The 14,823-nt window shown below is 70.8% G+C and carries 12 protein-coding genes; 5 read left to right on the plus strand and 7 right to left on the minus strand.

Annotation, left to right across the window (positions count from 1 at the left end):
• Positions 1-143: 143 nt before the first annotated feature.
• Positions 144-1,862 carry a VanW family protein gene (locus ACZ58V_RS32215; RefSeq protein WP_471294456.1) on the plus strand — a complete coding sequence of 573 codons (1,719 nt, stop codon included), beginning with the start codon at positions 144-146 and terminating at the stop codon, positions 1,860-1,862.
• Between the two features lie 115 nt (positions 1,863-1,977).
• On the plus strand, positions 1,978-3,375 hold the full coding sequence (locus ACZ58V_RS32220) for a Tat pathway signal sequence domain protein (RefSeq protein WP_471294458.1): 1,398 nt from the start codon (positions 1,978-1,980) through the stop codon (positions 3,373-3,375).
• Between the two features lie 46 nt (positions 3,376-3,421).
• Here ACZ58V_RS32220 and ACZ58V_RS32225 read toward each other — a convergent pair whose 3' ends face one another.
• From ACZ58V_RS32225 to ACZ58V_RS32250, 6 genes are all read right to left on the minus strand, one after another.
• Positions 3,422-4,195, minus strand: a complete 774-nt coding sequence (locus ACZ58V_RS32225) for a carbonic anhydrase (RefSeq protein ID WP_471294460.1) — start codon at positions 4,193-4,195, stop codon at positions 3,422-3,424.
• 166 nt (positions 4,196-4,361) lie between these two features.
• Positions 4,362-6,587 (minus strand): catalase/peroxidase HPI, encoded by a 2,226-nt coding sequence (katG, locus tag ACZ58V_RS32230; protein ID WP_471294462.1) that lies wholly within the window; start codon positions 6,585-6,587, stop codon positions 4,362-4,364.
• A gap of 51 nt (positions 6,588-6,638) precedes the next feature.
• Positions 6,639-7,076 carry a Fur family transcriptional regulator gene (locus ACZ58V_RS32235; protein WP_189727404.1) on the minus strand — a complete coding sequence of 146 codons (438 nt, stop codon included), beginning with the start codon at positions 7,074-7,076 and terminating at the stop codon, positions 6,639-6,641.
• 152 nt (positions 7,077-7,228) lie between these two features.
• Positions 7,229-8,194 (minus strand): HpcH/HpaI aldolase/citrate lyase family protein, encoded by a 966-nt coding sequence (locus tag ACZ58V_RS32240; protein ID WP_471294464.1) that lies wholly within the window; start codon positions 8,192-8,194, stop codon positions 7,229-7,231.
• The gene (locus ACZ58V_RS32245) at positions 8,184-9,404 is read right to left on the minus strand and encodes a CaiB/BaiF CoA transferase family protein (RefSeq protein WP_471294466.1); all 1,221 of its coding nucleotides are present in this window, start codon (positions 9,402-9,404) and stop codon (positions 8,184-8,186) included. Before ACZ58V_RS32245 ends, ACZ58V_RS32240 begins: the two co-directional genes overlap by 11 nt.
• Positions 9,405-9,523: 119 nt before the next feature.
• Positions 9,524-10,447 (minus strand): LysR substrate-binding domain-containing protein, encoded by a 924-nt coding sequence (locus ACZ58V_RS32250; RefSeq protein WP_468195531.1) that lies wholly within the window; start codon positions 10,445-10,447, stop codon positions 9,524-9,526.
• A 165-nt stretch (positions 10,448-10,612) separates the two neighbouring features.
• Between ACZ58V_RS32250 and ACZ58V_RS32255 the strand changes: the two genes are divergently transcribed.
• Both ACZ58V_RS32255 and ACZ58V_RS32260 read left to right on the plus strand, forming a co-directional pair.
• Positions 10,613-11,950, plus strand: coding sequence for a CitMHS family transporter (locus tag ACZ58V_RS32255; protein ID WP_468195533.1), 1,338 nt, complete (start codon positions 10,613-10,615; stop codon positions 11,948-11,950).
• A 12-nt stretch (positions 11,951-11,962) separates the two neighbouring features.
• The gene (locus ACZ58V_RS32260; protein ID WP_471294468.1) at positions 11,963-12,322 is read left to right on the plus strand and encodes a 3-hydroxybutyrate oligomer hydrolase family protein; all 360 of its coding nucleotides are present in this window, start codon (positions 11,963-11,965) and stop codon (positions 12,320-12,322) included.
• A gap of 16 nt (positions 12,323-12,338) precedes the next feature.
• Here ACZ58V_RS32260 and ACZ58V_RS32265 read toward each other — a convergent pair whose 3' ends face one another.
• Positions 12,339-13,223, minus strand: a complete 885-nt coding sequence (locus ACZ58V_RS32265; protein ID WP_471294470.1) for a hypothetical protein — start codon at positions 13,221-13,223, stop codon at positions 12,339-12,341.
• A 146-nt stretch (positions 13,224-13,369) separates the two neighbouring features.
• Here ACZ58V_RS32265 and ACZ58V_RS32270 point away from each other — a divergent pair, with 146 nt between their 5' ends.
• Entirely contained in the window at positions 13,370-14,815 is a 1,446-nt protein-coding gene (locus ACZ58V_RS32270) for a glyceraldehyde-3-phosphate dehydrogenase (protein ID WP_468195542.1), read from the plus strand.
• The last annotated feature ends 8 nt before the right edge of the window (positions 14,816-14,823 follow it).

The following is a 14,823-nucleotide window of genomic DNA, read 5'->3' on the forward strand; positions in this document are numbered from 1 at the left end:
GTTCTCGCCGGTTCTGACGTGATCTCGGACATAAGTGGTCTGGGCCATACCCGTTTGCCGCCCGGTTGTGGATAGCTTGACGTGTTTGCCCCCAGCAGCGTCGCGTCATCGGGTGCACCCTCGTATCGATCTTCAGGAGACCCATGCGCCCCCGAATAGCCTCCGTTCCACGCATCACGTCCCTCCCGCCCGTCGCCCTGGCCGGCGGTGCGCTGGCCGTGGGGGTCGGCGGTCTGTATCTGGCCGGGCTGATGCTCACGGGCGGGGAGATCGACACCGGCACGACCGTGCGCGGGGTGGAGATCGGGGGGCTGAGCCGTGCGGAGGCGGTGCGGAAGCTGGAGCGGCACCTGGGCGCGGACGGCTCGCGGGAACTGCGCGTGAAGGTCGGGGAGCGCACGGGCTCGGTCGATCCGCGGCGCGCCGGGCTCTCCTTCGACGTCCGGGAGACCGTCGACCGGGCGGCACGCACCGGTGCCGATCCGTTCAGCGTGTTCGGCGGTTTCTTCCGTTCGGGCGGCGTGATCGAGCCGGTCGTACGTCTCGACGAGGACAAGGCCCGGGCGGCCCTCGGGCGGCTGGCGAAGGGGCTCGACCAGAAGGTCCGTGACGGTGCCGTCTCCTTCGACGGCGGGCGGGTCGAGGAGGTCGCGCCGCGCACGGGGTACGCGCTGGACGTGAACGCCGCGGTCGGCCCCCTGCGCGCGTCCTTCCTGCGCGGGGACGCCGACGCGGTCACGTCGCTGCCGGCCCGTGAGACCAGGCCGAAGGTCTCCGCCGACGAGGTCAGGCGGGCGGTGCGTACCTTCGCGGAGCCGGCCGTGTCGGCGCCCGTCACGCTCACCGCTGGCGGCAAGCGGTTCACGGTCGGCCAGGACGCGCTGGGCGAGCATCTGGCCATGCGGCCGGACGGCGGCGGCAGGCTGAGACCGGAGCTCGACGCCAAGGGGCTGCGCACCGACCCCGCCGTGGCCGGCCCGCTGGACGACGTCACCACCACCGCCGAGAACGCCAGGCTGGGGTCGGACGGCGACAAGGTCGTGGTCGCCGAGGACGCCAGGGTGGGCCAGGAGGTCACCGACAAGGCGCTGGGCAAGGCGGTGCTGCCGCTGCTCACGCGCTCGGGCGCCGACCGCGACGGCGAGGTGGCCGTACGCGAGATCCAGCCGGAGGTCACCCGGGAGAACGCGCCGGAGCTGGGGCTGACGGAGAAGATGTCCTCCTTCACCGTCCACTTCGAACCGGCCGAGTACCGCACGAAGAACATCGGCCGGGCGGTGGAACTCATCAACGGCTCCGTCGTCAAGCCGAACGAGACGTGGAGCTTCAACCGGACCGTCGGCGAGCGCACCGAGGCGAACGGTTTCGTCGAGGGCATCATCATCCTCGACGACAAGTTCACGAAGGCGTCCGGCGGTGGGGTCTCGGCCGTCGCGACGACCATGTACAACGCGCTGTTCTTCGCCGGGGTCAAGCCCGTGGAGCACGGCGCGCACTCCTTCTACATCGAGCGCTACCCGGAGGGCCGCGAGGCCACGGTCGCCTGGGGCAGCCTGGACCTGAGGTTCACCAACGACTCCGGCAAGGCGATCTACATCCAGGCCGAGTCCACGGACACGTCCGTGACCGTCTCCTTCCTCGGCACCCGCAAGTACGACGAGATCAAGTCGGTCAAGGGTCCGCGCACCGAGGTGAAGAAGCCGGCGAAGAAGACGAGCGACGACAAGGAGTGCGTGCCGCAGACGCCTCTCGAAGGCTTCGATGTCACCGTGGAGCGCGTCTTCTACAACGACGGCAGGGAAGTGAAGCGGGAGCCGTACCGCACGCACTACACGCCGCGTGACGAGATCGTGTGCGAGTGATCCACCCCCCGTTCGTCTTCTCCCGGAACTCTCCTTTCCTGCCGGGGCGTTGACCCGTCCTCAGGGCGTCAGCAGAATGAGCGCGCACTGCTGAGAGCGCTCTCAAGGGAGACCCATGACTGGCAGACAAGGCCCGGCGTTCAGCCGGCGTTCGCTCATCGGTGCCGGACTCGGCATCAGCGCCGCGGGGCTCGCCGCGGCCGGCTCCGGGCAGGCCATGGCGGCCGGTTCGGCCGGCGTCGGCCGGGGATCGGCCCCGGCTCGGGGACGGGCCTTCCTCGCCGCGGCCATGGACGCCTATCCCGACCACGGCCGCATCCGCCTGACGCAAAGCTACACCGACCAGGCGGGCCTGTTCAGCACCGCGTTCACCTACGACAACGCCCTGGCGATCCTGGCCCACCTCGCGGCCCGGACCGCGGGCGCTCTCACCCGGGCCACGGCGTTGGGTGACGCCCTGCTGTACGCCCAGTCGCACGACCCGGCGTACGACGACGGCAGGCTCCGGCAGGCCTACAACGTCGGGCCGTACACCTTCTACGACGGCTCACTGCAGCCGGACGGCTTCGTCCGGGCGGACGGCACCGCCAACGTCGGCACACAGTTCGGCTTCACCGGTACGGCGGTGGGCGACATGGCCTGGGCGGGGATCGCGCTGAGCGCGCTCGCCCGCCGTACCCGAGCGCGCCGTTTCCTCGCCGGCGCCGTACGGATCGGCGAGTGGATCGAGCGCACCGGCCGGACCGACGAGCCCCTGGGCGGCTACAAGTTCGGGGTGGACGGGGCGAACCAGAGGCTGCCGTTCACCTCGACCGAGCACAACACGGACCTGGTGTGTCTCTTCGGCCGGCTCGCCCGGCTCACCGGGGACCGGGTGTGGCTGGAGCGACGCGGGCGGGCCGAGGCGTTCGTGCGGAGGATGTGGGAACCGTCGGGGGGCTTCTTCTACACCGGCACGAACGACGGCGTGACGGTCAACAAGTCCCCCATCCCGGAGGACACACAGACCTGGACCCATCTCGCGCTCGGCTCACGTGGCCGTGACTACTCGCGTTCGCTGGACTGGGCCGCGGCCGAACTGGCCGTCCTGGATCATGCCGGGCGTGCGAACAGCACGGTGCCCGCGGGGCAGTCGTACGAGGGGGTCACCTTCAGCTCGGCGAGCCTCGTGGCGAACGAGGACGCGCCGATCGCCGAGGGCCAGCCCAGGCCCGACCGCAACGGGGTGTGGTTCGAGGGGACCGCTCACCTCGCGCTCGCCCTGCGGGACCGGCGGGACCGTGGTGACGAGGCACGCGCCCGGCGTCTGATCGCCTCGATCGAGCAGGCCCAGGATCTGCTGGGCGGCGGTCAGACCGTCGGCGGCAAGGCGCTTCCCGAGCGCTGTGGGGTGGTGTCCGCGAGCAGTCCGCTGGACACCGGGTTCGGCTTCGGCTACTACCCGTACCGGCACACGGGGGCGACCGCCTGGTATCTGATGGCGGCGGCGCGCTTCAATCCGCTGGAGGCGTGACAGGGCTGCCCGGTCCGCCGACGCGTGCGGCGGACCGGGCAGCTTCTCAACGGACGTGGTGGACGGTCTGGTCGGTCAGTTCGTAGCGGGCGCCCACGATCGCCAGCTTGCCGGTGGTGATCTTGGCTGCGAGGTCGGGCTCCGCTTCCAGCTTGGAGCGTACGAGCCTGACATTGGCGTCGACGGTCGCGTCGACGCGGGCGTCGCCTTCCTTGCTGTGGTCTATGGCCGGACTTATCTGGTCGGCCAGGTACTGGATGTGCGCGGGCAGGTGTTTCCCGGACTGCTCGGCCTCGACGGCGGCACGCACCGCGCCGCACGACTGGTGCCCGAGCACGACGACCAGGGGTATGCCGAGTTCCAGAACGCCGTAGGCGACGCTGCCGAGCACGGCCTCGTCCAGGACCTCACCGGCCGTGCGGACGGTCATCAGGTCACCCAGTCCCTGGTCGAAGACCAGCTCCGGGGGGACACGAGAGTCGATGCAGCCGAGCACGACCGCGAAGGGGTGCTGAGCTGTGGCCAACGTGCGCCGGATCGCGGGGGTTTCGTGCGGGTGGCGTTCGCGGTAGGCGCGCCAGCGACGGTTGCCCGCTGCCAGCTCTTCGAGGGCCTCGGCCGGGGTGCTGGGCCGTGAGCCTCGGGTGGGGGCGGCGGTGGCCGGTCGGGCGCCGCCGAGGCCCGCGCCGAGGGCTGCGGCCCCGGTCAGCGCGGTGCGCAGGAGAGTGCGGCGGACGGTGCCACCGGTGGTCGGCCGTGGACCGGCGAAGGGGTGCGGTTCACGGCCGGCGCCTCTGTGGGCAGCGGAATCTGTGTTCACGACCAGAACGTATGCCCGGATGTGCGCCCGGCCGCGTTCCTTGCCGTTTCATGGTGAGAGTTGGGTAAGTGATGTTCTTACCTTGAACGGTTTTTGACGGTCCTTCAGGGGAAAGGCGGAACGCCCCGGGCCGGCCGGCCCGGGGCGTTCTGTCAGGCGGGGATGATCAGACCAGGTCGAACCGGTCCAGGTTCATGACCTTGACCCACGCGGCGACGAAGTCGTTCACGAACTTCTCCTTCGCGTCGTCGCTCGCGTAGACCTCGGCGAGCGCCCGCAGCTCGGAGTTCGAGCCGAAGACCAGGTCGGCGCGGGTGCCGGCCCACTTGACCTCGCCGGTGTCGGCGTCGCGGCCCTCGAACGTGGTCTGGTCCTCGGACGTCGACTTCCACGTGGTGCCCAGGTCGAGCAGGTTGACGAAGAAGTCATTGGTCAGCGAACCGGGCGTCTTGGTGAAGGCACCGAGCGGGGACTGCTGGTAGTTGGCGCCCAGGACACGCAGGCCGCCGACCAGGACGGTCGCCTCGGGGGCGCTCAGGGTGAGCAGGTTCGCCCGGTCGAGCAGCAGGAACTCGGCCGGCAGGCGGTTGCCCTTGCCGTGGTAGTTGCGGAACCCGTCGGCGGTCGGCTCGAGCGCCTCGAAGGACTCGGCGTCGGTGTGCTCCTCCGTCGCGTCCACGCGGCCCGCGGCGAAGGGGACCTGCACCTGGAAGCCGGCTTCCTTGGCGGCCTTCTCGACCGCGGCGGAGCCACCGAGGACGATCAGGTCGGCGAGGGAGACCTTCTTGGCACCGGCGCCGGAGTTGAACTCCTGCTGGATGCCCTCCAGGACGCGCAGGACCTGGGCGAGCTCGTCGGGCTCGTTGACCTCCCAGCCGCGCTGCGGCTGCAGGCGGATGCGGGCGCCGTTGGCGCCGCCGCGCTTGTCGCTGCCGCGGAAGGTGGACGCCGAGGCCCAGGCGGTGGACACCAGCTGCGAGACGGACAGGCCCGACTCGAGGAGCTTGGTCTTCAGCGTCTCGATGTCCCCGTCGCCGATGGTCTCGCCCTCGGCCTCGGGCAGCGGGTCCTGCCAGATCAGCGTCTCCTCCGGGACCTCCGGGCCGAGGTACAGGGACTTCGGGCCCATGTCACGGTGGGTCAGCTTGAACCAGGCGCGGGCGAAGGCGTCCGCGAACTCCTGCGGGTTCTCGTAGAACCGGCGGGAGATGGGCTCGTAGATCGGGTCGAAGCGCAGCGACAGGTCGGTGGTGAGCATCTTCGGGCGGTGCTTCTTCGACGAGTCGTGCGCGTCCGGAACGATCTCCGGGGCGTCCTTCGCGACCCACTGGTTGGCGCCGGCCGGGCTCTGCTCGAGCTCGTACTCGAACTCGAAGAGGTTCTTGAAGAAGCCGTTGCTCCACTGGGTGGGCGTGGTGGTCCAGGTGACCTCCAGGCCGGAGGTGATGGCGTCCCCGCCCTTGCCCGTGCCGTAGGTGCTCTTCCAGCCCAGGCCCTGCTCCTCCATGGAGGCGGCCTCGGGGTCGGCGCCGACGTTGTCGGCGGGGCCGGCGCCGTGGGTCTTGCCGAAGGTGTGGCCACCGGCGATGAGGGCGACGGTCTCCTCGTCATTCATCGCCATGCGGCCGAACGTCTCACGGATGTCGCGGGCCGCGGCGATCGGGTCCGGGTTGCCGTTCGGGCCCTCCGGGTTGACGTAGATGAGGCCCATCTGGACCGCGCCGAGCGGGTTCTCCAGCTCGCGGTCGCCGGTGTAGCGCTTGTCGTCGAGCCAGGTGGTCTCGGGGCCCCAGTAGACGTCCTCCTCGGCCTCCCAGACGTCGGCGCGGCCACCGGCGAAGCCGAAGGTCTCGAAGCCCATCTGCTCCAGGGCGACGTTGCCGGTGAGGATCAGGAGGTCGGCCCAGGAGATGGACTGGCCGTACTTCTTCTTGACCGGCCACAGCAGACGGCGGGCCTTGTCGAGGTTGCCGTTGTCCGGCCAGCTGTTGAGCGGGGCGAAGCGCTGCTGGCCGGCGCCGGCGCCGCCGCGGCCGTCATGAATGCGGTAGGTGCCGGCGCTGTGCCAGGCCATACGGATCATCAGCGGGCCGTAGTTGCCGAAGTCGGCGGGCCACCAGTCCTGCGAGGTGGTCAGTACCTCGGCGATGTCCTGTTTGACGGCGTCGAGATCGAGGTTCTTGAAGGCCTCGGCGTAGTCGAAGTCCCCACCGAGAGGATTGGCCACCTCGGGGTTCTTGGCAAGGATCTTCAGGTTGAGCCGCTCGGGCCACCACTGGCGGTTGCCGCCGCCCTGGGTCGGGTGCAGGGCGCGGCCGTGCGCGACCGGGCAGCCGCCTCCCGTCTCCTCCGACTTCGGTTCGGTGACGATCGCGTCGTGGTTCTCAGTCATGGAAATCCTTCCGGACGGGGTGGATCACAGTGCTCGGGTGGATCACATTGCTCAGGAACTGCGTGCGGTGGAACAGGCGGGGCACAGGCCCCAGTAGATGACCTCGGCCTCGTCGACGGCGAAGCCGCGGTCGTCGGACGCGGTCAGACAGGGGGCGTGGCCGACCGCGCAGTCGACGTCGGCGACGGCCCCGCACGACCGGCAGACGAGGTGGTGGTGGTTGTCGCCGACCCGTCCCTCGTAGAGGGCCGGGCTGTTCGGCGGGTCGAGGCGGCGTATGAGTCCTGCCCCGGTGAGTGCGTGGAGTCCCTCGTACACGGCTTGGACGGAGATATGGCCCACACGGCCGCGGACCTCGGAGGCGATGGCCTCGGCGCCGAGGTGGTCACCGTCCCGCACGGTCTCGAGCAGCGCGACGCGGGCGGCCGTCACCCGCAGGCCGGCACCGCGGAGCTCTTCGGCGGTGGTCGGGTTCCGGGATGCGGTCATGCCGGACAACCTAACGGCATAAACACGAGCGGTTCAAGAAAACGAACGGTTCAATTTTGGTGTCGTCTTCGTGAGGCCTTGTGTGGCGGGCTTCATCGCAGGTTTGTGAACTCCGTCACAGTGATGGGGTCGTGGGGTGCCGTCGGCGAGTGTCAGCCGTGTCCGTGGCGTGTCAGCACCGCTCGTGCCGTCGCGGCCATGGCCTCGTCGACCATCTGGCCCTCGAAGGTGAGCGCGCCGGTGCCGGTGCGCTGGGCCGACTCCACGGCGGCGACGAGGCGGGCACAGCGGTCGAGTTCTTCGGGGGTGGGGGCGAAGACCTCGTTGATAACGGGGATGTGCGTCGGATGGATGGCCATCATGCCGTCGTAGCCGAGGGCGCGGTTCTGCTCGGCGAAGGCGCGCAGGCCCGTCAGGTCCGCGAGGTGCGTCCACAGTCCGGTCACCGGGTACGGCGCTCCGGCGGCGCGGACGTCGAGCAGGACGCGGGAGCGCAGCGCCAGTGTCTCGGTGCCCTGAGGGCTCCAGCGGTAGCCGACGGCGCGCTCCACGTCGCCGCCGGGCGCGGTCAGCGCACCGGCGTGTGCGACCCGGGGGGCCGCGGCGGCGATGTCGTAGGCGTCGTGGAGGGCACGGGCCGATTCCAGCAGGGGGACGAGGGCGGTCGTGCCGACGGGCAGGCCGTGTTCCTGTTCGCACCAGGTGATCAGGCGGTCGGCGAGCCGTACGTCGGCGGCGGTGTGCACTTTCGGCAGGACGATCCCGGCCGTTCCGGGGCGTACGACGGCACGCAGTTCGTCGGCGGCGGTCCAGTCGTCGAGCGGGTTGACCCGGACGAACAGGGGCATGGCCCCTGCCGGTTGCGCGGCGGCCTCCGCCAGTGCCTCGGTGACCCGGGCGCGGGCGAACGGCTTGTCGGACGCGGGTACCGCGTCCTCCAGGTCGAGGATGACGGCGTCGGCGCCGGCGGCTCGGGCCTTGGGGAGCCAGTCGGTGCGATGGCCGGGGACGAAGAGGAGGGAGCGCAGAGGGGCCGTGGCGCGCAGGGGAGTCGTCGCACGCAGGGGTGCCGTGGCGCGCTCCTCGCCGCTCGTGGGTCGGCCGGCGTCAGACGGCATCGTTCTTCTCCAGGGCCGCGAGTTCCTCGTCGCTCAGTCCGAGCCAGTCCCGGTACACGAGGTCGTTGTCCTGGCCGAGTGCGGGGCCGGTGCGCCAGATGCGGCCGGGGTGTTGCCGGAAGTGCGGGATGACCGCCTGCATGCGTACTTCGCCGAGGTCGGGGTCGGCGACGGTGACGATGTCCTCGCGCTCGGCGTAGACGGGGTCGGCGGCGATGTCGGCCGCGTCGAACACCCGGGAGGCCACGACCTCGGCGCGGGCGAACGCCTCCAGGCACTCGCCCTCGGAGCGCTCCGCCACCCAGGCCCGCAGACCGTCGTCCAACTCCCCGCGTCGTGCGTGCTGTTGCTCCGACGTGGCGAACTCCTCCTCCGGCAGGCCCAGCAGCCGGGCCACGTTGCGTACCGAGCGCAGGGTCGCGGAGGTCACCGTGATCCACTGCTCGTCGCGGGAGCGGTAGGTGTTGATCACGGCGGCGGGGGCGACCGCCAGCTGGTTGCCGGAGCGCTGCGGCACCGTGCCCAGCTGGTCGTGGACGATGACCTGCCACTCGACGAGCCGGAAGAGGGGCTCGAACAGGGCGAGGTCGATCCACTCGCCGTCGAAGTCGGGGTCGTGGTCGCGCCGGTGGAGGGCGGCGAGAACGGCGTAGGCGCCCATCAGGCCGGTCACGGCGTCACCGTGCGAGAAGCCGGTGTGGACGGGCGGGCCGTCGGGGGAACCGGTCAGGTGGACGACGCCGCTGCGGGCCTCGCCCATCTTGCCGAAGCCGGGGGCGTCGGCCTGGCTGGAGGTGGCGCCGAAGCCGGAGATCTGCAGCAGGACCGCCCTGGGGTTGATCCGGTGCACGGCCTCCCAGTCGAGACCCCAGCCGCGCAGCCGCCCGGCGCGCAGGGTGACGATGACGACGTCCGCCCAGGCGACGAGGCGGTGAGCGACCGCACGGGCCGCCTCGTGGTGCAGATCGAGGGTGACGGAGCGCTTGTTGCGACCGGCGACCTTGAACCACAGCGGAACGCCGTCGCGCCGGGGCCCCATCGCGCGGGCGGCGTCGCCGGCACCCGGGGGTTCGACGTGGACGACGTCCGCGCCCTGGTCGGCGAGCATCGAGCCCGCGAGCGGGCCGGCCACCACATGGGCGAACTCGACCACCTTCAGCCCGCGCAACTGTCCCTGCGCGGTGGCGTTCGGCTTGTCCTTGTCCGACACGGATGCGTCCCCTCGGCTCAGCTGCTGGCTCTTCAGACTGCCGAGACGCAGAAATGCCTGTCCAGCAAAAGAAGGCCATCAATCAATGCGGTATGCGCATGAATGGCCGCCGGGACGGCTCAGGCCCAGGACACCCCGGGCGGCAGTTCCCTGCCCTGGGCGCGGAAGTCCTCGAGCGTCTCCAGGAAGCGCTCCGTGACGCACGGGAGGGTGCGCCGTGCGCGCAGGGCGATGTCGAGGCGCCGGTCGACCACGGGGTGGACGAGCGGCCGGAAGACGAAGGGCCCGGTGCCCAGCAGGGGCAGGACCAGGGCGGGCAGCGCGCTCACGCCGAGGCCGGCGGCCACGAGCCCGCCCACGGTGGCGACACCGCCGGCCTCCGCCGCGGGCACGGCGTGCGCGTCGACCTGGCCGAACGCGGCATCGGTCAGCCGGCGCACGCTCGAGTCGCGTCCGACGGCCAGGAACGGTTCGCGGGCCAGGTCCGCCCAGCCGACCTCGTCGTGCTCGGCGAGCGGGTGGTCCTCGCGCAGGACGGCGACAAAGCGGTCCCGGACCAGGGGGCGGTGTTCCAGCCGCTCCGGGGGCACCCCGACCGTGGTGATCGCGAAGTCCGCGTCGCCGGACAGGACGCGGTTCAGCACCGCGCGCTCCAGGCCGTCCAGCAGGCGTACGGCCACGCCTGGCCGGTCCTGCCGGAAGCCGGAGATGACCTGCGGGAGCAGCACCGCGGCGACGGAGGGCAGGGTGGCGACGGCGACGGTGCCGGACTCGCCGAGCAGGAAGCGGTCCAGTTCCCTCATCCCGGCCCGGTGGGCGCTGAGGATCTGCTCGGCGATCCGCAGCGCTTCCGTGCCGGCGGCGGTCAATTGCACGTTGCGGGTGTCGCGTTCGAGGAGTTGGGCTCCGACCTGCCGTTCCAGGTCGGCGACCGCGCGGCTGAGGGACGACTGCGAGACGCCCAACCGGGCGGCGGCCGCGGTGAAACTCGTCTCCCGGGCGACGGCCGCGTACGCCGAGAGCTGGCGCAAGGTGGCTTCCATGGCCGGGAAGCGTACGTCAGCGCGGGGCGATTGATGCGCGGATCGCATGAACAGATCCCGGTTTGATGCTGGACATGGATCTTCCGGCGCTCGGACACTCTCGGCTATCCCCGTACGCCCCGCTCTCCGCCGCCGGGGACCGCCACCGAGAAAGCGAGCGTCACCATGCAGGCAGCCCTGGGCTTCGCCACGATCGCCCTGTTCCTGTTGCTCACCATGACCAGACGCGTCTCGGTCCTGGTCGCGCTGGTGGTGCTCCCGGTGCTGGCGGCGCTGGCGGGCGGCTTCGCGGGCGAGCTGGGCGGGATGGTGCTCGACGGGCTGTCGACGGTGGCGCCCACCGGCATCATGATCGCTTTCGCTGTTCTGTACTTCAGCCTCATGGTGGACGCGGGCCTGTTCGATCCGCTGATCCGCGGTCTGCTGCGGGTGGCGCAGGGCGACCCGCTGCGCATCACCGTCGCCACGGCCGTCCTGACGCTGTGCGTGGCCCTGGACGGCGACGGGGCTTCGACGTTCCTCATCACCGTCTCGGCGCTGCTGCCCGTCTACCGGAAGCTGGGCATGAGTCCGCTGGTGCTGTCCGGGGTCGTCTGTCTGGGTGCGGGCGTGATGAACATGGTTCCCTGGGGCGGGCCGACGGTGCGTGCCATGGCGGCGCTGAAGCTGGAGAGTTCGGACGTCTTCACGCCTGTGCTGCCCGCGATGGGCTTCGGCATCGCGTGGGTCCTGGTGGCGGCCTGGCTGATCGGCCGCCGGGAACGGCAGCGCCTGGGCGCACTCGCGGTGCCGGGCCGGGAGGCCGTCGCCGGCGAACCGGTTCCTACGACTCCGACCGCGCCCGGCGACGGCCCCGGTGCGGTCCGGGTGCCGGAACCGCCGCGGCTCTGGCTGACCGTCTTCAATCTGCTGCTGACCGTCCTCCTCGTCGTCTCCCTGATCCTGGAGGTCATGCCTCTGCCGGTGCTGTTCGTCCTCGGGTTCGCGGTGGCCCTCCTGGTCAACCACCCCACGTGGGAACAGCAGCAGGCGCTGCTCGACAAGCACGCGAAGAACGTCGTCCTCGTCACCACGATGATCTTCGCGGCCGGGGTGCTCACCGGAGTCCTCACCGGAACCGGGATGATCGACGAGATGGCCGAGGCGCTCGTGTCCGTGATCCCGGACTCCCTGGGCGGCCATCTGCCGGTGCTGGTGGCCGTCACGGGCATGCCGCTGAGTCTGGTCTTCACCCCGGACGCCTACTACCTCGGGGTTCTGCCCGTCCTCGCCGAGACGGCGCACGGCTTCGGCACCGACCCGGCGGAGGTCGCCCGGGCCGCCATCCTCGGCCAGATGACGACGGGTTTCCCGCTCAGCCCGCTCACCGCCTCCACCTTCATCCTGGTCGGCATGAGCGGCGTCCAGCTCGGCGAGCACCAGCGCTTCATCTTCCGCTGGGCCTTCGCCACCACGCTCGTGATGACCGCCGGCGCCCTCCTCACCGGTGCCCTCTCCCTGTGACGGGGGCTCAGCGTGCCTGCCCGCAGTGCACGGTCCATTCCGCTGCTGCTCGCCCTGTCCCTCGCCACCTCCGCCCTGCCGTCCTTCGTCGGTTCCGTCACCTCGCGTTCGTACGACGGCCGCCACGGCGAACTGTGCGCCTACCGCCTGGCGTTCCCCGACAGGGCCGAGACCTCCGAGGAGCGGATGAGTGCCCGGCTCACCGAGGGCCGTCCCCTGCCGCCCAGCCAGGTCGTACGGACCGTGCCCCGCGGCGGCGAACCCGGCCAGCCACCCTCTCTCACGCGGGCCGATGTGCCGCCCATCGCGCTGTCGCCCGCGCCCGGGGACCGCATCGGCGTGCGGTCCGACGCGGTCCGGGTGCCCGACTGAGTACGGAGGCCATCTGTCAGGCGTTCGCCGAGGTCAGGCGTTCGAGCTGGGCGGCAACCGTCGCTGCTTTGCGCTCCGCTTCGCGGACGCGGCGGTCCGCCGTGCGCGCCTGCTCCCGGGCCGTCCGCTGGGCAAAGCGGGCCTGTTCGTGCTCGCCCCTGATGCGGTCCAGTTCCTCGGTGAGTTCTCCCACGCGCCGCTGGAGGCGGTCCAGCTGCTGCTTCGCCTCCTCCGCGGCCCGGCCGGCGGCCGCCGCCTCGTCCTGCAGCGCCCGCAGCTCACGCTCGGCGGCCTCGGCGTCCCGCCGGGCCTGAGCCACTCGCTTCCGCTGTTGCCCGTCGGTCTTGCGGTCCGGGCGGGAAGGGGCCGCCGCGGCGGGTGGGCGGCTCCGCCCCTTGGCGCTCTCCGCGACGGCGCTCTCCGCGACGGCCGGAAAGCCGACGACGGCACTCAGTGGCTTGACCAGCCGGCCGCTCGCCCAGGCCTGGGCGGCCTCGGGGTCGGCCAGGACGGCGTGCAGGGTGTTCTCGACCTCGCGCTGCGTGCCGTCGCCGATCGGATGGCCGGCCTCCGCGGCGAGCTGCCGGGCCTGAGCGGACAGGGCGCGGACGACCGCGTGCTGTTGCCGGCTCAGCTCGCGCAGCTGTGTGCCGTCGAGGTCGCGGTGGGCCTGCCGCAGTCCCTCCCCCAGGCGGAGCAGGGGCTCGACCTCGCCGGGGAGGCCGCGGACCAGAAGGTTGCCGACCCAGGCCGCGAGACTGGGCTTGCGCAACGCGCCGATCCGCTCGGCGAGGTTCCGGTCACCGGCGGTACGGGCGGCGGCGACGGCCGAGGCGCGGGCCGCGGTGAACTCCTCCGGCCGCAGGGCGTACAGCTCGTCGGCCACGGCGTCGTACTCCATGAGCGTCCCTTTCGCGTGGAAGCTCCGTTTCGATCGTCTCAGGCCACGCCGTCCTGGGCTCGCGGGAGCTTCCGGTGGTACCCCGTTCATGATCGGGAAATCGACGGTTTAACATATGAGCGCCGCCTAGCTCGAAAGATGGATCTGTGACTGTCAACGACGACTCGTTCACCAACTGGAAGAACCGCGAGGAGATCGCGGAGTCGATGATCCCGATCATCGGGAAGCTGCACCGGGAGCGGGACGTGACGATCCTGCTGCACAGCCGCTCCCTGGTGAACAAGTCGGTGGTCAGCATCCTCAAGACCCACCGGTTCGCCCGGCAGATCGCCGGTGCGGAGCTCTCCGTCACCGAGACGCTGCCGTTCCTGCAGACTCTCGCCGCACTGGACCTCGGTCCGTCGCAGATCGACATCGGCATGCTCGCCGCGACGTACCGCGAGGACGACCGCGGTCTGTCGATCGCGGAGTTCACCGCCGAGGCCGTCGCCGGTGCCACCGGGGCCAACAAGATCGAGCGCCGCGAGGGCCGTGACGTCGTCCTCTACGGGTTCGGCCGCATCGGTCGGCTCGTGGCCCGGCTGCTCATCGAGAAGTCCGGCTCGGGCAACGGTCTGCGGCTGCGGGCCATCGTCGTCCGCGGCGGGGGTGATCAGGACATCGTCAAGCGCGCCTCGCTGCTGCGCCGCGACTCGATCCACGGCCAGTTCCAGGGCACGATCACCGTCGACGAGGCGAACAGCACGATCGTCGCCAACGGCAACGAGATCAAGGTCATCTACGCGAACGACCCGTCCGAGGTCGACTACACGGCGTACGGCATCAAGGACGCCATCCTCATCGACAACACCGGCAAGTGGCGCGACCGCGAGGGCCTGTCGCAGCACCTGCGTCCCGGGATCGACAAGGTCGTGCTGACCGCTCCCGGCAAGGGCGACGTCCCGAACATCGTCCACGGCGTCAACCACGACACGATCAAGCCGGACGAGCAGATCCTGTCCTGCGCGTCGTGCACCACGAACGCGCTGGTGCCGCCGCTGAAGGCGATGGACGACGAGTTCGGGGTCCAGCGGGGCCACGTGGAGACCGTCCACTCGTTCACCAACGACCAGAACCTGCTGGACAACTACCACAAGTCCGAGCGCCGGGGCCGCTCCGCGCCGCTCAACATGGTCATCACCGAGACCGGTGCCGCCTCCGCCGTCTCCAAGGCGCTGCCCGAGCTGAAGGCGAAGATCACCGGCAGCTCCATCCGGGTGCCGGTGCCGGACGTCTCCATCGCGATCCTCAATCTGCAGCTCGCGCGCGAGACCACCCGCCAGGAGGTGCTCGACTACCTCCGTGACGTCTCCCTGACCTCGCCGCTGAAGCGCCAGATCGACTTCATCAGCGCCCCGGACGCGGTCTCCAGCGACTTCATCGGCTCGCGCCACGCCTCGATCGTCGACGCCGGCGCCACCAAGGTCGAGGGCGACAACGCGATCCTCTACCTCTGGTACGACAACGAGTTCGGCTACTCGTGCCAGGTCATCCGTGTCGTGCAGCACGTGTCCGGCGTGGAGTACCCGACGTACCCGGCTCCGGCGGTCTGATCCCGGCC

Source organism: Streptomyces sp. NPDC040589, from assembly GCF_055594445.1.